Annotated in this window: 17 protein-coding genes; 2 read left to right on the top strand and 15 right to left on the bottom strand. The window is 58.4% G+C overall.

Annotated features, from left to right (window positions below; all coding sequences use genetic code 11):
* Positions 1–3: 3 nt before the first annotated feature.
* The 9 genes from secA to CDUR_RS03025 all read right to left on the bottom strand — a co-directional run bounded on the left by secA (position 4) and on the right by CDUR_RS03025 (position 11,000).
* Positions 4–2,538: a preprotein translocase subunit SecA gene (gene secA / locus CDUR_RS03065; RefSeq protein ID WP_179418943.1), complete on the bottom strand. Its 2,535-nt coding sequence runs from the start codon at positions 2,536–2,538 to the stop codon at positions 4–6.
* Between the two features lie 163 nt (positions 2,539–2,701).
* Positions 2,702–3,367, bottom strand: a complete 666-nt coding sequence (hpf, locus tag CDUR_RS03060; protein ID WP_179418942.1) for a ribosome hibernation-promoting factor, HPF/YfiA family — start codon at positions 3,365–3,367, stop codon at positions 2,702–2,704.
* 130 nt (positions 3,368–3,497) lie between these two features.
* Entirely contained in the window at positions 3,498–4,109 is a 612-nt protein-coding gene (locus CDUR_RS03055) for a ComF family protein (protein WP_179418941.1), read from the bottom strand.
* 23 nt (positions 4,110–4,132) lie between these two features.
* Positions 4,133–5,893: an MtrAB system accessory lipoprotein LpqB gene (gene lpqB, locus CDUR_RS03050; protein ID WP_290208029.1), complete on the bottom strand. Its 1,761-nt coding sequence runs from the start codon at positions 5,891–5,893 to the stop codon at positions 4,133–4,135.
* Entirely contained in the window at positions 5,890–7,779 is a 1,890-nt protein-coding gene (gene mtrB, locus CDUR_RS03045) for an MtrAB system histidine kinase MtrB (RefSeq protein ID WP_179419192.1), read from the bottom strand. The genes lpqB and mtrB overlap by 4 nt, the downstream gene beginning before the upstream one ends.
* 26 nt (positions 7,780–7,805) lie before the next feature.
* Entirely contained in the window at positions 7,806–8,486 is a 681-nt protein-coding gene (gene mtrA / locus CDUR_RS03040; RefSeq protein WP_179418940.1) for an MtrAB system response regulator MtrA, read from the bottom strand.
* Positions 8,487–8,505: 19 nt separating this feature from the next.
* Positions 8,506–9,114 carry a dTMP kinase gene (locus tag CDUR_RS03035; protein ID WP_006062502.1) on the bottom strand — a complete coding sequence of 203 codons (609 nt, stop codon included), beginning with the start codon at positions 9,112–9,114 and terminating at the stop codon, positions 8,506–8,508.
* A gap of 2 nt (positions 9,115–9,116) precedes the next feature.
* A complete protein-coding gene (ahcY, locus tag CDUR_RS03030; RefSeq protein ID WP_179418939.1) occupies positions 9,117–10,559 on the bottom strand; it encodes an adenosylhomocysteinase in 1,443 nt (480 codons plus the stop codon).
* A gap of 87 nt (positions 10,560–10,646) precedes the next feature.
* Positions 10,647–11,000 (bottom strand): DUF4259 domain-containing protein, encoded by a 354-nt coding sequence (locus tag CDUR_RS03025; RefSeq protein ID WP_179419191.1) that lies wholly within the window; start codon positions 10,998–11,000, stop codon positions 10,647–10,649.
* Positions 11,001–11,125: 125 nt separating this feature from the next.
* Between CDUR_RS03025 and CDUR_RS03020 the strand changes: the two genes are divergently transcribed.
* A complete protein-coding gene (locus CDUR_RS03020) occupies positions 11,126–12,241 on the top strand; it encodes a hypothetical protein (protein ID WP_179418938.1) in 1,116 nt (371 codons plus the stop codon).
* A gap of 136 nt (positions 12,242–12,377) precedes the next feature.
* Here the strand turns inward: CDUR_RS03020 and manA are convergent, their stop codons facing one another.
* The 4 genes from manA to CDUR_RS03000 form a co-directional block, all read right to left on the bottom strand.
* Positions 12,378–13,613: a mannose-6-phosphate isomerase, class I gene (manA, locus tag CDUR_RS03015; RefSeq protein ID WP_179418937.1), complete on the bottom strand. Its 1,236-nt coding sequence runs from the start codon at positions 13,611–13,613 to the stop codon at positions 12,378–12,380.
* Between the two features lie 40 nt (positions 13,614–13,653).
* Positions 13,654–14,661: a hypothetical protein gene (locus tag CDUR_RS03010; RefSeq protein ID WP_179418936.1), complete on the bottom strand. Its 1,008-nt coding sequence runs from the start codon at positions 14,659–14,661 to the stop codon at positions 13,654–13,656.
* 10 nt (positions 14,662–14,671) lie between these two features.
* A complete protein-coding gene (locus CDUR_RS03005) occupies positions 14,672–16,045 on the bottom strand; it encodes a phosphomannomutase/phosphoglucomutase (protein ID WP_179418935.1) in 1,374 nt (457 codons plus the stop codon).
* A 164-nt stretch (positions 16,046–16,209) separates the two neighbouring features.
* Complete coding sequence (locus tag CDUR_RS03000; protein WP_040359104.1) at positions 16,210–16,683, bottom strand: DUF3499 domain-containing protein; 474 nt, start codon at positions 16,681–16,683, stop codon at positions 16,210–16,212.
* 97 nt (positions 16,684–16,780) lie between these two features.
* On the opposite strand from CDUR_RS03000, the gene CDUR_RS02995 reads away from it, so the two are divergent.
* Positions 16,781–17,236 (top strand): metallopeptidase family protein, encoded by a 456-nt coding sequence (locus tag CDUR_RS02995; RefSeq protein ID WP_040359105.1) that lies wholly within the window; start codon positions 16,781–16,783, stop codon positions 17,234–17,236.
* A 24-nt stretch (positions 17,237–17,260) separates the two neighbouring features.
* On the opposite strand, the gene CDUR_RS02990 is transcribed toward CDUR_RS02995, so the two are convergent.
* Positions 17,261–17,614: a WhiB family transcriptional regulator gene (locus CDUR_RS02990; protein WP_375379369.1), complete on the bottom strand. Its 354-nt coding sequence runs from the start codon at positions 17,612–17,614 to the stop codon at positions 17,261–17,263.
* 286 nt (positions 17,615–17,900) lie between these two features.
* A complete protein-coding gene (gene manB / locus CDUR_RS02985) occupies positions 17,901–18,992 on the bottom strand; it encodes a mannose-1-phosphate guanylyltransferase (protein WP_006062512.1) in 1,092 nt (363 codons plus the stop codon).
* Between the last annotated feature and the right edge of the window lie 23 nt (positions 18,993–19,015).

Raw genomic sequence — 19,015 nt, 5'->3', positions numbered from 1 at the left:
TATTTACACCTCAGCAGGCTGCGTTGGCTGCATCTGCTGACGCAGCAGGAACAACTGGCGGACGGTTTCTTCCTTGATGCCGTCTTTCATCGCGTTGAACATGTCGCCGCCTTCTTTTTGGTATTCCACCAGCGGGTCGCGCTGCGCCATGGCACGCAGGCCAATGCCTTCTTTGAGGTAGTCCATCTCGTAGAGGTGTTCACGCCATTTCTGGTCCACCACGCCTAGGATGACCATGCGCTCAATTTCGCGCATTTGAGCATCGCCGCCGATGCTGGCAACTTGCTCTTCCAGCTCTTTGTACTGGGCTAGGGCGTCTTCAATGAGAGCGTCGCGCAGTTCGTCGGCGGGCAGTTCGCCTGGTTCGCCGAATTCGCTGCCATCCAGCAGTGACTCCCAGGTCATGGTGGGTCCGTAGAGGCCGTTCAGGGCATTCCAGAGTTCGTCGAGGTCCCAGTCCTCCACATAGCCATCGGCGGTGGCGCCGGCGACGTAGGCGGCGACGGTTTCCTCAATCATGCTTTCCACCTGGTTGGCCACGTCGCGGCCTTCGAGAATTTCGCGGCGCTCGGCGTAGATGACTTTGCGCTGTTCGTTCATCACCTCGTCGTACTTGAGCACGTTTTTGCGCACCTCAAAGTTTTGGTTCTCCACCTGGGTTTGGGCACCTTTGATGGAGTTGGTGACAATCTTGGCCTCGATCGGGACGTCGTCAGGCACGTTGAGGCGGTTCATCATGTTTTCCATGGTTGCACCGACGAAGCGGACCATGAGTTCATCGCGCATGGATAGATAGAAGCGGGTGGCACCTGGGTCGCCCTGACGTCCAGAACGTCCGCGCAGCTGGTTATCAATGCGGCGTGATTCGTGGCGTTCGGTACCCAGCACGTACAGGCCACCGGCTTTACGGACCCGCTCGGCGTACTTTTCAGAGCGTTTACGCATGCGGTTGATCTCGGCGTCCCAGGCTGCTTCGTATTCCTCGGGGGTTTCCACCGGATCAAGTCCACGCGCACGTAGGTTGATGTCCGCAAGAATGTCGGGGTTGCCGCCGAGCACGATGTCGGTACCACGACCGGCCATGTTGGTAGCCACGGTCACGGCACCGGGGAGGCCTGCCTGGGCGACAATTTCGGCTTCCTGTTCGTGGTGTTTTGCGTTAAGCACGTGGTGTTTCACGCCACGGCGTTGCAGAAGTTGGGAAAGGTATTCGGAGCGTTCCACAGAGGTGGTACCCACCAGCACTGGCTGGTTTTTGGCCACGCGTTCGACAATGTCGTCCACCACAGCGGCGAATTTGGCTTCCTGGGTTTTGTACACCAGGTCGGTGAGGTCTTCACGCTGGTTGGGGCGGTTGGTGGGGATGGTCACCACGTCGAGTTTGTAGATTTGGTGCAGCTCGGCGGCTTCTGTCTCGGCGGTACCAGTCATACCTGCGAGTTTGTTGTACAAACGGAAGTAGTTCTGCAGCGTGATGGTGGCCAGGGTTTGGTTTTCGTTTTTGATCTCCACGCCTTCCTTGGCCTCAATGGCCTGGTGCATGCCTTCGTTGTAACGGCGACCGGCGAGGACACGGCCCGTGAATTCGTCCACGATGAGGACTTCCCCACCACGAATAATGTAGTCCTTGTCGCGGGTGAATAGTTCCTCGGCTTTGATGGCGTTGTTGAGGTAGCTGACCAGCTGGGAGTGCTCGGGGGCATAGAGGTTTTCAATGCCCAGCTGGTCTTCCACAAAGTTGACGCCTTCTTCCTTGACGCCGACGGTACGTTTGCGCTCATCTACTTCATAGTGAACGTCACGGGTCATGCGGGGAACGATCTGCGCGAACACGGTGTACCACTGGGAGGAACCGTCCGCAGGACCGGAAATAATCAGCGGCGTGCGGGCTTCGTCAATGAGGATAGAGTCCACCTCGTCAACGATGGCGTAGTTGTGCGGACGCTGCACGAGTTCGTCGATGGAGCGCGCCATATTATCGCGCAGGTAGTCGAAGCCCAATTCGTTGTTGGTGCCGTAGGTGATGTCGGCGTTGTATGCGTCTCGACGCTCTTGCGGGGTCATGTCCGCAAGAATCACATCGGTGGTCAGTCCCAGGAAGCGGTGCACACGACCCATCCATTCCGAGTCGCGCTTGGCAAGGTAGTCATTGACGGTGACCACGTGCACGCCTTTGCCTTCGAGGGCATTGAGGTAGGCGGGCAGCACACAGGTGAGGGTCTTGCCTTCACCGGTGCGCATTTCGGCGACGTTGCCAAAGTGGAGTGCAGCACCACCCATGATCTGCACGGGGTAGTGTTTCTGGTCCAGTACTCGCCAGGAGGCTTCACGCGCCACGGCGAAGGCTTCCAGCAGAATATCGTCAAGCGTTTCGCCCTTTTTCAGGCGTTTTTTGAACTCCGCCGTTTTGGCCTTCAGTTCCTCATCGCTGAGATCAGCGTATTCCGGCTCAAGTGCGATCACCTCGTCGGCGATCTTTTTCAAGCGCTTTACAGCGCGACCGTCACCGACGCGGAGGATCTTGGACAGTCCAAACACAGGCGTTCGTCCTTTTCTAACTTTGGCTTTCGCGTTTACAGTCTTGACTAGTCTACTCTGTTTGCCACACGCCTTAAGAAACCGCCACCGTGGCTAGCTTCGGTAATGCTAACACGATGGCGGTGTAAGGACTATGTACCGGCGTTAACCGGCGGAAATGCGCCTATTCAGCAAGGCTGATCAGCCCATAGTCAAAGGCATGACGGCGGTATACCACAGACGGGCGCCCGGTTTCTTCATTGACAAACAAGTAGAAATCATGACCCACAAGTTCCATTTCAGAAAGAGCATCGTCCACACTCATCGGCGTGGAGGAGTGTTCCTTGGTACGAACGACCTGACCAGGCACAACGTCGGTGACGGAATCTTCGTAGGGATCCACATCAAACTTGCCCTCGGGTTGCTGTGATACCGCAGCAGTTGCATCTGCCACCAGATCCGCTGCGACCTCCCCCACCCCTTTGGGGGCGCGGTGCCCGGAGCGGCTGATGCGCCGCCGTGCCTTCACTTTGCGCAGTGAGCGTTCCATGCGTGCCAGGGCTGTTTCCAGCGCTGCATAGAAACTATCTTCCTTAGCTTCAGCACGGGCAATGTGACCTTTACCTGTAGCTGTGATCTGAATCTTGTCGCTCTCGTCGGCGCGACGCGGGTTAGGCTCATGTTGAAGCTCAACGTGGAAGAACGTCAATGTGGGGTCGAGACGCGCAATTTTTGCCAGTTTGGCGTGCACGCGCTCGGCAAAGTGGTCGGGAACCTCGACGTTGCGTCCGGTAATAGTCACCTGGGTGTCCGGGCGCAGGACATCGTTGTTTTCAGCAGGTATGGTCACTTGCTCTTACCTCCCGGTTGTATCCACCGCACAATGTGAGCGGGATTACTCACAACGTCCGCGATGATGTGAATTACTACACCTTAAGGATACCTCTGGTCATAACCTCTGCGCTACATAACCCCACCTTTCACGCAGCACACACAGCCAAAACTCCACTGACTTCTACCCCCGCGCTAAACAGCACGGCACAGGTGGCCTCCACCGTCGCCCCGGTGGTCACAACATCGTCCACCAGCAACGCTGGCGACGGCGGCACTTGAAGCAGGTCCACGCCTTCCGCCAGGTTTCGACGCCGCGCAGCAGCATCAAGCCCCACAGAATCCCGCACTGAACTGCGGTGTTGCACGCACGGGACCGTCGATAAGCCTGAGGACGCACACACCGCCGTGACCGTGTCGCCGCCCCGTAACCGTGCTGAGCGAGCGCGTGTTGGGGCCGGCACCAGAGTGAGGTCCACTGCGAATGGAAGCTCGCCCCGCGCGGCAAGGAAATCCACCGCTGCCCGCACCGCCGCACCAACATAAGCACACGCGTCTCGACGCCCGCGCTCCTTCATGGAGATAACAAGCTGGCGATGCGCCCCTGCGTACGGACTCAGCGCCCACACCGGCACGCGCGGATCCACCGTGCAGGACACTCGATGCGGCACCCGCCGAAGCTCCTCCTGGCAGCTCGCACACAAACTCACCCCTGCCGCACCGCATCCAGCGCAGCTCTTCGGAAACAACAATTCCAGCATGTCCCCCCTCTTTTCCTGTATCTCTAGTGTGCCACCACCGGTGCCGCACGTGTGCCCTGAAGAGCAGGAACTTCACGCCAAAACGCTGACGACGGCCCGTTTGACGGCAATTGCAGCACCGCACGGGAATCCGTCACGTAAATGTTGTTCGTTGACGATGCCACGGCCACCACCGGCGCGGTGATGTTCCCCGCCGACAGCGGCGTGACTTCCGAGCCGTCCAGCTCTACTCGCCGCACTGGCGTGTCCGGCGACGACGTCCCGACCAACAATGAGCCGTCATGCTGCCAATCCAATGTCAGCGCCGTGTTCCCAATGCTTGGTGCGATCTGAACCAGGTTGGTGATCTTCCTCTCACCCGGCGCGGGCCGTGAGACGGTACCGAGGTAGACGCGGCCGTCGATAATCATGGCCACCCGGACACCGGAATGTGACAGCCGCAGCACAGAAATGGCGCCCGTGGCGTCACCGAAGGCATCTTTATCTACCTCGATTTGTGACATTTCCCCGGTGGCGCTGGATCGGGAGACGCGCGCGATGGTGGTGCCGTCAAGAACTGTCCAGAAGGCGGAGGCGTCGTATTCCAGGCTGGGGCGAGAAAGGGTACGGCGTTCTAGTGCAGTGGTGGTCTCGCCGTTGAGTGGCCCGAGCAGCACTTGAGATTTCTTGTCGTCCCCTTCGCCTGTGGTTTGCACCGCTGCCACAACGTCGCCGGTGGCAGAAATGTCGGCCGATTCGAGTTGCGCGTCCTGCGCACCCCACCGTCCGGGGGCGAGATCAACGCGGTCGGAGGACACCACATACAGCTGTCCGTTGCTCAGCGCGTACAGCGGGGATAGCGACCCCACGCCTACGTTGGGGTTGAATTCCGCAACGTCTTCGACCGATAGGCCAGCCTGGCCTATTTCCAGGGGAACGCCGTCAAGGGTGACTCTGTAAGGGCCAGCCACCCCGGCGCGGGCAAGCGTCCACACCACTTGGGCGGCGAAACGGTGCCGCTGGTCGGCATTGAGTTCGCCAAACCCAATGAAGGTGTAAGCTCCGTCTTTCATGCCGCTGAACACGGCCCCCTCGGGTACTTCGTTGACCACACCCGGGGCGATGCCACGCTGTGGTCCCTCCACCATGAGGGAGAGCAGCGCCGAGCCGGTGGAAGGCTGACCGTTGTAGACCCACCGCCGGTCGCGCACCAGGAATCGCCCGGTCGGGTCGAGGAAATACAGCTCATGGGGCTGATAGTTGTTGCGTAGTTCCACCTTTTCCAGGATGACTCCTGGCGGCAGTGAGGTGATGCGCCATTCGCCGTTGATTTTTCTCAGTTCGATGGAGGCTTCGTAGTCGCCGTTTTCTGGGGCGTACACACCGCCAGTGCTCATGTTGCCCACCACGGTTCCTCGCACAATGTAGCTGATGCGGTCAGCCGTGGCACCCGCATTGGCGTTGAGATCAATGCGGTCGAGGATGAGGGTGTTGGATTGGTTATCCCACTGTGACGCCATGTCAGGGCTGAGGAAGGAACGGGCTGCCTGATAGTTTTGGGTGGGGTTGGCGGACGCGGTGAAAAAGTCCCTGAGCAGCAGGTCGGGTTCCCTGCCGGGAACTGGGGAGGGAACGTCAATGTTGCTTTGTGCGGGCGCGAAGGAGCGAAGCGCCTGAGGCGTGGAGTCCCCTGGCACTGTGGTGCACCCGGCGACAAGACCCATGATGGAGACGACGGCCAGGGTGGTGGTGACGGTTTTTCGTGGCGTGGTGTGCGTTGGCACCGATGTGGATACGGGTGTCACTGTGGAGTGCCCTTCTCGTCGCGAATACCGCGCCCGCTGTCTGCGAGGCTTGTGTCACTGGCGTCTGCCTCGGAGGAAAGTCCTGGCACAACCACCGGAACCACTGGGTCGGTGGATAGTTCAACGGAGTACGACGTGCGTGCTGGTTCCTCGGCTTCGCTAGCATCAGCAGGCTGAGCGTCACCAACCGCATCAACCGACAGCGCTGAGGGGGGTTCGGCTTGGGCATCTAGTGTCACAGCATCATCCCGGCGGGGGGCGCGGTAGTTGTGGTGGTTCGGTCCCGTCAGCACCACGTCTGCCTCGGTCAGTGGCTCCGGTTCTTCGACTACCGCATCCACATCGTTGTGCTGCTCCCACCCTGGGACGGCCAGCGGCAGTGGGCTGTACTGGAATTTCGCCAAGGGAGTTCGCGGAATGGTCAGGCGGAAGCATGATCCAATGCCAGGGATTCCTGTTGCGTCGAGGGAGCCGCCGTGAATTACTGCGTCTTCCCGGGAGATGGCCAGCCCCAGACCAGTGCCGCCGGAATGGCGTTTGCGGGAGGGGTCGGCACGCCAGAAGCGGTTAAACACCAGGTCTTCTTGCCCAGGCTTCAACCCCACGCCGTGGTCGACGACGGTGATGGCCACGGCGTCGTCAGTAGCAGCAAGGGTCACTTCCACCGGGTTGCCTTCGCTGTGGTCGATGGCGTTGGCGATGAGGTTGCGCATGATGCGTTCGATGCGGCGGGAGTCCACCACCACCGACACGGGCTCGTCCGGTTCGTTGAAGGATACCTCCACGTCGAGTTCTTCGGCGAGGTGCTGCACCTGGCTCCATGCGGCGTTGACGCAGGTCCGGATGTCGATGCGGTCTTCCGAGAGGTCGGCCACGCCGGCGTCGTGGCGGGAGATTTCCAACAGTTCCGCCAGAAGTGATTCGAACCGGTCTAGTTCGCGCACCATCAGTTCGGAGGCGCGCTGAGTGTAGGGATCGAGGTCGTCTTTCTGGTCGGCGATCATGTCAGCCGCCATACGCACTGTTGTGAGCGGGGTACGCAGTTCGTGGGAGACATCGGAGGTGAATTGCCGCTGTAGGTTGCCGTATTCTTCCAGCTGACGGATCTGTTTGGACAGGGATTCCGCCATAGCATTAAAGCTGATGGCCAGGCGGGCCATTTCATCTTCGCCGTCCACCACCATGCGTTCCCGGAGGTGACCTGCGGCGAAGCGTTGGGCAATGCGGCTGGCGGATCGCACGGGTCCGGTGACTTGTTGGGTGGTCAGCCAGGCGATGCCCATGAGCAGCACAATCAGGCACACGCCACCGGCGGAGAGCAGGCCGCGCATGAGGGCGAGCGTGGCTTCTTCGTTGTCCAGGGGCATGACCAGGTAAAGCTGCAGCCCGGGAATGTCGCTTTCGGTGGGCGTGCCAATAATGAGTGCCTTGTAGCGGGAGCCGTCCACGCGATCAATGGTGGAGAACTGGTAGGAAACTTGGTTTTGGGAGACGAAGTTTCGCAGGGGTTCGGGAATGCGGTAACCCTCTGGCGCGGTGGTGATGGTGCCGTCGTTGTTGTTGACCAAGATGACTGGTTCAAACACGGCAGCGCTGTCCTGCCCCGTTGAGGAGTCCCGCATGGAGATGGCCGACCGCGCGGAGTTCAGCCGGACTTGGAGGGAATTGGAGGTGTCTGTTTCCGATATTTGGCGTTCGACGGTGGTGCGGGCGCGATCAATTTCGGAGCTTGCGACATCAACTTTGGCGTCCACAAGCCGCTGGGTGACCACGTTGATCATGGAGAAACCGAGAAGAAGTACCACCACCACTGACGACGCCAGGATGGAACCAATGACACGCACCTGCAGGGACGTGCGCCACTGTTCCAGCGACGTGTCCCGCAGGCGAAGAAAATATTCCCTAAAAACCGTTACTCACCGCATCCTGTCTTGTAGCCCACTCCCCGCACGGTCACGATGATCTGCGGGTTTTCGGGATCTTTCTCAATTTTCGCTCGAAGCCGCTGCACATGAACATTCACCACGCGACTGTCAGATGCGGAGCGATAACCCCAAATGCTGGTGAGCAGTTCTTCACGACTCACCACCTGACGGGGTTTCCGTGCCAGGAGAAGCAGCAATTCGTATTCCAGGGGTGTGAGGGGAATTTCTTCGTTCCCGCGCCGCACCTGATGGCCCGCCACGTCAATGGTGAGATCGCCAAGTTCAATAACGTCGCTGACTTCGTCTTCCGTCCGGCGCAGGCGGGCGCGAATGCGTGCGACCAGCTCTTTGGCCTTAAACGGCTTATTCACGTAGTCATCCGCGCCGGATTCAAGCCCTAACACCACATCCACGGTGTCGGTTTTAGCTGTCAACATCACAATAGGCACGGTTGATGTTTCGCGGATGGTACGGCACACATCAATGCCGTTCATGCCAGGAAGCATCAAATCCAGCAGGATCAAATCGGGCTGCTCGGCCTCGGCAGCCCCCACGGCTTCTGCGCCGTCAGCTACGGCAACCGTGTCAAAGCCTTCCGCCTGTAATACAAGGGTCAGCATTTCAGAGATGGCTGGATCATCATCCACAACAAGAATCTTGGCGTTCATAAGTTCTATGGTGTCATAGTTATGAAGAAATAACCTGTATGATGTGTTCACTCACGTCGTCCGCGTCACTGCTAGTCAGCCACGGACTGGCCCACTGTTTCGCGGCTAACTGCTGGTAGGCGGCAAAAGTACGGTCCTGCAGTTCGCCATCTTTTTCGTAGGCATCCCGGGTGCGTGTTGCGTCGTAGGCTTCCCGCTTTTGGGCACGTATCGACGCCTCGTCCACCGACGTTTCCAACAACACCTGCAGGTGCGGCACAGGCAAGCCCAGCTGCCCAAATTCCAAGTCGTAGACCCAGTCGAACGCCGCATCGTCTTTCAAGCGGGCCGCTGTGTAGGCCGCATTGGAGGCGACATAGCGGTCCAGCAGTAACACCTCATCAGAGTCGGCGTAGCGATCTAACACCTCGCGCGCACCATACCGATCTAACGCGAACAACGTTGCCATGCCGTGGGCGCTATCCACCAAATCCCCCATCTGCCCGTGCAGGGCGCGGGCAGCTAGCTGAGCGTGGATGGAGGTGTCATAGCGTGGAAACGTCAATGTCGCGGCGTCGATACGCGAGGTGAGGGCGCGAACAAGGGTGTTTTTGCCCGCGCCATCGATACCTTCGATGCTGATGATCATGATCAGTAGCGGTAGTGCTCGGGCTTGTAGGGACCCGCGACGTCCACGCCGATGTACTCTGCCTGTTCCTTGGTGAGTTCGGTGATCTGGCCGCCCAGGGCCTCGACGTGGATGCGGGCTACCTTCTCGTCGAGGATCTTGGGCAGGCGGTACACCTCGTTGCTGTACTTGTCGCCGTTCTGAAACAGCTCGATCTGGGCGATGGTCTGGTCTGCAAACGACGTAGACATAACAAAACTCGGGTGACCGGTAGCGTTACCCAGGTTCAGCAGACGCCCTTCCGAAAGCACCACAATGGAGCGGCCGTTCGGCAGCGTGAACTCATCAACCTGCGGCTTGATCGTTACGCGGCTGACGTCATCACGGTGCAACAGGGAGTGCATGTCGATCTCGTTATCAAAATGCCCAATGTTGCCCAGAACGGCGTGATCCTTCATGGCCAGCATCTGATCGAAGGTAATGATCCCCAGGTTGCCGGTGGCGGTGATCACGATATCCGCGTCGGCGATGGCCTGGTCGACCGTGACCACCGGGAAACCATCCATGAGTGCCTGCAAGGCATTGATCGGATCAGCCTCCGTGACTTTGACACGCGCACCCTGGCCCGCCATTGCCTCGGCACAGCCCTTACCGACGTCACCATAGCCGCAAATCAGCACGTTTTTGCCGCCCATCAGCATGTCGGTGGCGCGGTTGATGCCGTCAATCAAGGAATGCCGGGTGCCGTACTTGTTGTCGAACTTGGACTTGGTCACCGCGTCGTTGACATTCATCGCGGGGAACGGCAACACCCCTTCCTCAGCGAAGTGGTAGAGGCGGTGCACGCCCGTGGTGGTTTCCTCCGTCACGCCCTTCACGGCCTTGCCGATTCGGGTCCAACGGCTTTTATCCTTGGCCACGGACTCGCGCAGCATGCCCAGGAAGGCAATGTACTCATCCGAATCATCGGGCTGTGTGGCGGGCACAACACCGGCTTCTTCGAACTGCGTGCCCCGAATCACGGCCATGGTGGCATCCCCGCCATCGTCCAGAATCATGTTCGGAAGGATCTCGTTGCCCTGATCATCAGTGCCCCAGGTGAAAATCTGGTCCAGGCACCACCAGTACTCGTCGAGGGTTTCCCCCTTCCAGGCGAAGACCGGCACACCCTGCGGATCCTCGGGCGTGCCCTGCCCCACCACCACAGCAGCCGCAGCCTCATCCTGAGTGGAGAAAATATTGCACGACGCCCAGCGCACCTGCGCCCCCAACGCCACCAGCGTTTCAATCAGCACAGCTGTTTGCACAGTCATGTGAATGGAACCCGCGATGCGAGCCCCCTTCAGTGGCTGCTCAGGACCATATTCCCTGCGCAGCTCCATCAAGCCGGGCATCTCATACTCGGCGAGTCGGATCTGATGGCGGCCAGCATCGGCCAATGTGAGGTCCGCGACCTTGAAGTTCACCTGGGACTCCTTGAAACAGTGGGAATGGATTAGGCATGTACGCAGCCACCATCGTAATAGAAGCCCCAGCGGACGCTAGGTCAGGGGCTAGGTGAGGGCCTCAATATACACATCCAGGTCTTCATCCACATCCGCATTTTCCAACACATCCAACGCGACTTCGCGCAACTGATCAGAACCCGACCCTCTCATTTCCCGGATAAAAGTGTACGTGTCAGCAACTTCTCCCGCCGAAAAAGGCGCACCCGCCCAAATAGCAGCAATTGTTGCAGCACACAATGCATTTTTTACTTCATCGTCGCTGACAGAATCCTGTTTCGCCACAACGGTGCACGCATCTTCCACAGCTTCCAGAACGTCCTCTTCATCGAGGTTGGCCAGCTCATCAAGGAAGTCAACGTTGACTTCCTCGGAAAAGATCGCGTCGTCCCACGCTCCCATCATTTCCTCCTGTAAACTAGTTAATCTTCTTAGTGTTGCTCTACCAAAAACCTACCCGGCCGTGCTATTGTCAGCGCTAATGACTGTGATTAGTTAATTGCGAATGTAGTTGAGGAGACAAACTGGTGAAAGCAGACACTCGCGGCTTTGTCATATTCACCACCGTTGGATGCATAGCCGCAGGCGGTGTCGGATATGCTGTATGGCAATCTACTAGCCCCGATGCTCAAAAAGCTAGCGACAGGTCTTCCATTCCCTCAACCACTTCCTCATCATCCACCAAGACAACATCCAGTTCATCGGATATTCCGGCCCCGCCTACGGCCGTGGCCTCCCCTTTGATGGGTGACCCCCTGCTGCCACCCAACGCATTTGTCCCCCGGGATACGCCTGAAGTAGCGCCGACAAAACTGTACCGCCCCCAAGCACAGGCCAGCAGGAATTTTGCTGAACCAAACCCATTAAACACTCCGGGTGCCCCAGGTCCTGTTCGAGGAAAAACCACACCCAGGAATAACAATCCTGATAACAACCCAGCCAATCCTGGCCAGCCCAATACTGGTGGCGGCAATACCCATCGCAGGCCGGATACTCAGGAGCGTGGCGACAACAATGTACCCGCCCCCAGCCTGGCAGGACCATCAACCAATACACGGCCAACTCCCGGCTCGGGTAACGACAATTTCATTGAAGAAGAAAGCCCCTCGACAGGAAACTCGGGAAACGACACGAGTTCGCAGGAACCGTCGGCGATTCCATCACGGCCGCATTCACCCAATCAGCTTCCTGGCCAACACCTACCCAGCTACCCATCTCCCCAGGGCAATGGGCAGCAGTCGGGGCAGTCTCCCGCCACTGCATCGAACACGCCTACGCCTAGCGACCTCACTAGCGGCGAACATACCAGCACAGGACAACAGAAAACACGCGAATTTAATGGCATGGGCGGCCCCGATGTCCCCATCGATGCCTCCGGCAGCAACACTTCTGGCACTCAGCAATCCAGCGACAACACTGCTGAAACAGCTACCCAGAACGAGCAACCCACACAGCAGGGTTCCGCAGGCACACAAAGCCAGCAGTCTGAGCAGGCCGCCCCGTCTTCCTACAGTCCGGCTGACCAGGCAGCAGCCAACGAAAATAACACCACGACAGTGCATGGCCAAGACAGTATGCCCAACGCAACGAGCTTTAGCACTACATATTCGGCCGAGCCAACAGACTCAGCTTCGACAGAATAATCCGCCAGGCACGACAACACCCCATTTTCAAACCTGGCAGTGGGGGCCTACCTTGCGTAAACGCTGCTCAAGGCGTTACACCGTTCACGTTTCGGCAGGCCCTACACAGATCACTGCGACACAAAATCGCTCCGGCCTACACCGATGCCACAAATGCCTGCGCAGCACCACCACCTGAGCGAATAGTCACTTGGTCATTGGCGGCAGGGATCCACACGGACTCCCCCGGGTGTATGACTAGTTCAGAACCCGAGTCGGTAAGGTGCAGCTCACCACCCGTACACAGCACAATGCTGGGGCCATCGCTAGACCACTCCACCGTCTCCTCGCCCGAACCATCAAAATTCAGCGCAGAGAGCGCGAACTCGTTGATGGGCACCGGGTAGGTAATTCTATTTGCCGTTGTGGTCTCAGCAAGGTCGGATTCCCGAATGCTGGGGTCCGTCAGCGGCGTAAAGTTGAGTACCCGCACCAGTTCTGGAACGTCCACGTGTTTGGTGGTCAGCCCACCGCGGAGAACATTGTCCGAGTTGGCCATGATTTCAATGCCCAGACCATGCACATAGGCATGCAGCTCGCCAGCATCAAGATAGATGGCTTCACCAGGTTTCAGGTTGATTTTGTTCAGAAGGAACGCCCCGAGGACACCAGAATCCCCCGGGTAGCGTTCATCCAGCAGCAGGATATTGTTCAGGGTGTCAGCAATCCAGTCCACGGCGTCGGGGCGCGCAACATAGGCGCGTGCGGCGACAGTCATGGCGTCGATAAGTTTGGTGCGGTTGGCAACTGGAATGGCGATCCACGTGGTGAACAGGGCGCGGATGCTGCTGTCCTCATTGTCTACATCCAGCATGGAGATGTAGCGGTCGAGTTCGGGGCAGTTCAAAGCTGCAGCAATCTCAAGAGTGCGCGCGAGGGGCCTGAAGCCTGTCATGGCTTGGAAGTCGGTGAGGGCGACGATCAACTCGGGCTTGTGGTTATCGTCCTTGTAGTTACGCTCCGGGGCATCAAGGCTGATGCCCGCAGCGTTTTCCCGCGCAAACCCTTCCTGGGCCTGCGCGCGGGAGGGGTGCGCCTGCAGGGACAGGGGCTCACCGGCGGCGAGGATTTTCAGGAGGAACGGCAGGGTGTCGCCAAATTCTCGACGCACCCGAGCTCCAAGATGGTACTCAGGGTCTGCAGCAATTGCCTGGTCAAGGGGCTTAGTGTCCTGCGGTTCACTCCCGTGAAGGGTGGAGGGATCACCGGGGTGGGCACCGTACCAGAGCTCAGCTTCAGGGCTATCCGAGGGGCTGGCGTGCCCCCGTAACTCAGCTATCGCTGTGTGCGATCCCCATGGGTAACTGCGCATGGCTCCACTGAGTAGTTGCATAGATGTCCTCCGGTGTTGATAGATAATGTTGATAGGCGGTTTAGTCGGTCGTTGGCTCAAAAATCGCGGCGGCCCACGCTCGGGTGAGCACAATCAGTGTTGCCGCGAGGGCGCTGGTGTTCGGGCTGTCACTCCGCTCAATCAGCGTGTTTGGGGGAAGCAGCTCGGCGGGCGGCAGCTTATCGACGTCCGCCGGGGTCACCCACATCACAATCCTTAAGGGAAGCGGCGGGGGCGCCGTGTCTTCGTCTTCATCCAGGAACGGGTCGTAGAAAATGTCCCGCTCCGACCCTTCCAGCGCGGGTAGCGCCTCCGTGAGGTTTTCCGCAGACAAGACGCTGCTGACCAGACCATGCTCGGCCCACAACAGGGCCGCTAAGGCCGCAATGCGTACACCCACTGCCGACGATGAGCTGTGCACCACCCGCGTACCATGCGCCCAATTACGCAGGCCCCGCGCCGGGTTGACTAGGGCGTCGCGCTGCGGCGACAAGGCATGCAGCTCCTCATCCACAGATTCGGCGCAGTGTGCAAGCGTCTCCCCCAGCGCGTCTTGGGGTGTGTCCAGTGCCGCAACAATCGCCCACAGGGAGGTGATCACCCGTGCTGCGGAAAACCGCCCTTCCATTCCTGGGAGGTTCGGCAGCACCGTCATACCTCTCGGAGCGTCCTCCCACTGGTGCGGCGCGCAGCAGAAAGTGAGACTGCCGCGTCGCGACGCCTCTCTGGCCACCGTTTGCACGAATGCCTCCGCACCCCATCCTGTACGCTGTCCGGCCGACTGGGTGACAAAAACCACATCCAATGCGCCACAAAATACTGGCAGCTGGTCGGTGACCACAACCGGGATCGACAAAGGACCACTCAATGCGGAGACAATCTCCGCAGCGTGACGGCTAGCATCATCGCCGCAGACAGCGACGATAGAGCGAGGAGCGAATTCACGAAGGTCACTAAACACGCCGTTGGCGACGGCCTCAGCCATCGCCCGGACAAAGGCGCCTTCGTGGGCAACCTCAAAAAACTTCAGTTTTTCCTGCTCCTGCATGGCACCAATTCTAGCGACGAATGATACCCAGGATTTCGTCCACTAAGGCGTCCACCTCCGCGCGCGTCGGAGCTTCAACATTCAGGCGCAACAGCGGCTCAGTATTCGAACCCCGTACGTTAAACCATGCTGGAGTGCCCTTCAGCTGCACGGTCACGCCATCTAAGGTGTCGATGGAGTCGATGCGGTCGGCAAAGGCATCGAGCACCTGCTGGGTGCTTTCCTCCTGATCAGCAACGCGGGAATTGATTTCTCCTGATGCCTCGTAGCGGTTGTAGGCCGCCATCATCTCGCTCAACGGCTTATCCTGATGCCCCAGAGCAGCCAGCACATGCATGGCGGCCAGCATCCCGGAATCCGCGTTGAAAAACTCGGTGAAATAGTAGTGTGCAGAATGCTCACCACCAAAGATAGCGCCGGTCTCGGCCATTTTCGCCTTGATAAACGAGTGCCCCACTCGCGTGCGTACCGGATTGCCGCCGTTTTCCTCAATGATCTCCGGGACAGCCTTCGACGTGATCAAATTGTGAATGATTGTCCCACCCGGCTTCTGTGCCAGGTAACGCTCCGCCACAATCCCGCAGATTGCTGAGGGGCTGACCGGCTGGCCTTTGTCATCCACCACGAAGCAGCGGTCAGCATCGCCATCAAACGCCAGACCGATATCCGAGCCGGTCTCCACCACGAACTTCTGCAGATCCACCAGGTTCTTCGGCTCCAGCGGATTCGCCTCATGATTGGGGAAACTACCGTCCAGCTCGAAATACAACGGCTCAATATCCAGGGGAAGTCCGGCCGCGCCCAGAACCGCCGGCACCGTCAACCCACCCATGCCGTTGCCTGCGTCCACGGCAACTTTCAGGGGGCGGATGCCCCGCAGGTCCACCAGGTCGCGTAGAAACTCGCCGTAGCCGTCGAGTACATCACGGTCGCTGATCGTGCCGCGCGCGCCGTCATACGTGGGAACCCCGGCCACCAGGTCGTCGATAATTGTACGAAGTCCCGATTCCTGCCCCACAGGGCGGGCACCCGAGCGGCACATTTTAATGCCGTTGTATTCCGCCGGGTTGTGGCTTGCTGTGAACATGGCACCTGGGCAGTCCAGAACGCCCGAGGCGTAGTACAGTTCATCCGTCGAAGTCAGCCCCAGATAGAGGACATTCAAACCCTGATCCGCGACGCCATTCGCAAACGCGCGCGACAACCCCGGCGAGGAATCGCGCATGTCATGGCCAATCACCACAACGTTGGCATCCTCGCCCCGCATGAGTCGCCCAAAGGCAGCGCCGGTTTCCTGCATAAACTCGGCGTCAAATCCTTCTCCAACTATCCCCCGAACATCATATGCCTTAATGACAGCTTCAACAGATTCACGAGTGCGCATGATGTGGGTTTATCTCCTTGCCGCTTTACTATGCCGTGTACCACCACACGCCGTGCGTGATGGTTGTGTAACGCCACAAGGGGCTTACATCCAAGGGCGTGGCTCCCCGCCGCGCGAGGGCTCTCCGCCTTACTTTAGGGCCCTACAGGGCAAAAATTCTAATCTTAGGAATCATCATTTGTTTCGTTGAGATCCGGCACAACGAAAAGATGACTGCGGCGTTGCGCACGATGCGCGCGAATTTCCTTAGAACGACGCACCGGATGGTTCGCGCCATCCGCACCCTGGGCACCGTCACCGCGGTGCTGGATCACTGGTCGTTGTTGGGGCGGTGTAGCAGGCTGGTCATCAACAACAAGCCCGCTAGAGTGTCGCCCCGCTTCACGCACCGCCTCCGCCAGAGCTGTGAGGTCATCATCCTCATCAGCGTCTGGGTAAATATCATGCACGCGCATAAGCTCCCAGCCAAGAGGAGCTGTGATTTTAGCAGCGTGGGCCTCACACAAATCCCAGCTATGCGGCTCACTCGCAACAGCAAGCGGACCAACAACAGCGGTTTGATCAGCGTAGGCATAGGTCAATGTGGCTACTGCAGGCTTGCCACATCCTGGGCGGGAACAACGACGAAATTGACTCACGCCACAAAGTCTAGACCCGAACTTTAGGTTTGTGTAGTTAAGATGCCACGGCGCGCCCCCACCACCAGCCTACAAACCCCGGCTATGCTGTGGTTTTATGCACATAAGATCTTTTCGAGATCGTCGCGGCCGGGGGATGCGTGGCACTGTTTACCCCCGCACGGTGCGTCGTTATCGCAACCGCAGTCAACTTTTCGACGCCGCCCTGATTGAGGCTTACTCCCCCATTCAGGCCGCCTTTCCCGACGAGCTTGCCAGCATCGACATCGCCGTAGACACTGTTCCACGCATGCGACTCAACCCAGATGTATCTCACTACAGCGACGAAATAGCCGCAGATGGCCCCGTCCCCTTAGGGCGGCTCATCCCCGCCGGAATTGATCAGCGCGGCAGGCCAACGCGTCCGCGTATTGTGCTGTTTCGCATGCCCATTGAGCAACGCTGCGACGACATGAAGGAAAAAGTGGAATTACTCCACACAGTTCTTACGTCACTGGTTGCGGCTTATTTGAACATTGAGCCAACAACCATCAATCCGAATCATCCGTGGTGACGCACCCCGACACCACGCAGATGGTTAGCTGATTTGTTTCTTAAGGCGGCGGCGTTCACGCTCTGAAAGTCCGCCCCAAATACCAAAACGCTCGTCGTGCTCCAGTGCGTATTCCAGACATTCATCGCGAACACTACACGCCTGACAAATGCGCTTAGCCTCACGCGTAGAACCACCCTTTTCAGGGAAGAATGCCTCAGGATCCGTTTGAGCACACAGAGCCTGTTCCTGCCATTCCTGCTCTACAGCGCTAAACAATGCATCGAAAGAGAATTCGACTCGATGGCCTTGCTGCGAAGATTGCAAACCGGAGTTTTGCTCCCCATCATCGGACTTTGCGTTTCCGCGAGGCATTGCGTCGCCTGCAATGTTTTCCACGCTACGCTCCTGTTCTCCGATAGTTTTTGTGGGCAATTATTTCTTGTTGATAACCAACACCGTTGATCACACAAGCCGATTACACACGCTATCACTAGATACAGTCAACCTGGCTCAGAAAAAAATAGCCCCCTCTAGCCCTATTCCCAGCAAGCTAGTCACACGAGCAACATCAGCCCCAAAAGGACTCAAACGGGGGCAATAGTCGGGGGTACTATATGTAGTAAATATGCAACCAAACTCACAGGTAGCACATGTTACTTAAGCTTTACTTACACATCAGGGTCTATGCGTCAGTGGAGAACCGGATACCACCATCAGGCAGCACGACGCCCGGCCAAACCCGCAGACCGCCCTTCAGCTCGCAACGGGCACCAATCTGCGCACCTTCACCGATGACACAATCCTTGATCCTGGCATTAGCGCCGATGTGCGCGCCCGAGGCGATAATCGAATCCTCGATAATCGCACCCGGCTCGATGGTCACCCCTTCAAACACCACCGTGCGGTCCAAACGGCAACCAGCACCGATCTCCGTGCCACGGCCCACCGCCGTGCCACCCAGCAAAATCACGCCCCCTTTCACACCCGCAGTAGGGTCAGTCCACGACTCCCCCACCTGGCCCGCCAGCAACGGCGATGGCGCGATGCCGCGAACCAGGTCAGAAGAGCCGTGGACGAAATCCTTTGGCGTGCCCATATCCCGCCAATAAGCATGATCAACGTGGCCGTAGACGCGCAGTCCTTCCTCCAGCAGGCGCGGGAAGGTCTCCCGCTCCACGCTCACTACGCGACCAGCTGGGATGGTGTTAATGATCTCCTTGCGGAATACATAACACCCCGCGTTGATCTGGTCAGTGGGCGGATCCATGGTTTTTTCCAGGAATGCCACCACACGGCCATCCTCATCAGTGGGAACACAGCCAAAGGCACGCGGATCCGCAACCCGCACAAGGTGCATGGTCACGTCCGCTTGCTTTTGTTCATGGGTCTGCAAAATAGCGTTGAGATCCGTACCGCCCAATACGTCACCATTGAAAACCATGGCGTTATTGTGGCGCAGCTTATTCATCACATTACGGATCGCACCGCCCGTACCCAGGGCTTTTTCTTCAAAAACATACTCGATCTCTAGACCCATCTCTGAGCCATCGCCGAAGTATTCTTCAAATACCTCGGCTTGGAACGAGGTTCCCAACACCACATGCCGCATTCCAGCACTTTTGATGCGCGCTAGCAGGTGCTTCAAAAACGGCGCACCCGCAGTAGGCAACATCGGCTTCGGAGTAGACACCGTTAATGGGCGGAGGCGAGTGCCTTTTCCGCCGACAAGAATAACGGCATCAGTGTCGTGGGCAAGTGGGTGAATTTCAGGCATTTTTCCTCAATTCATATTGGGCT

Source organism: Corynebacterium durum (assembly GCF_030408675.1).
In the GTDB taxonomy this organism is placed as follows: domain Bacteria; phylum Actinomycetota; class Actinomycetes; order Mycobacteriales; family Mycobacteriaceae; genus Corynebacterium; species Corynebacterium durum.
Note: the sequence above shows the minus strand (reverse complement) of the source record. Positions and strands in the feature narration are given on the sequence as shown.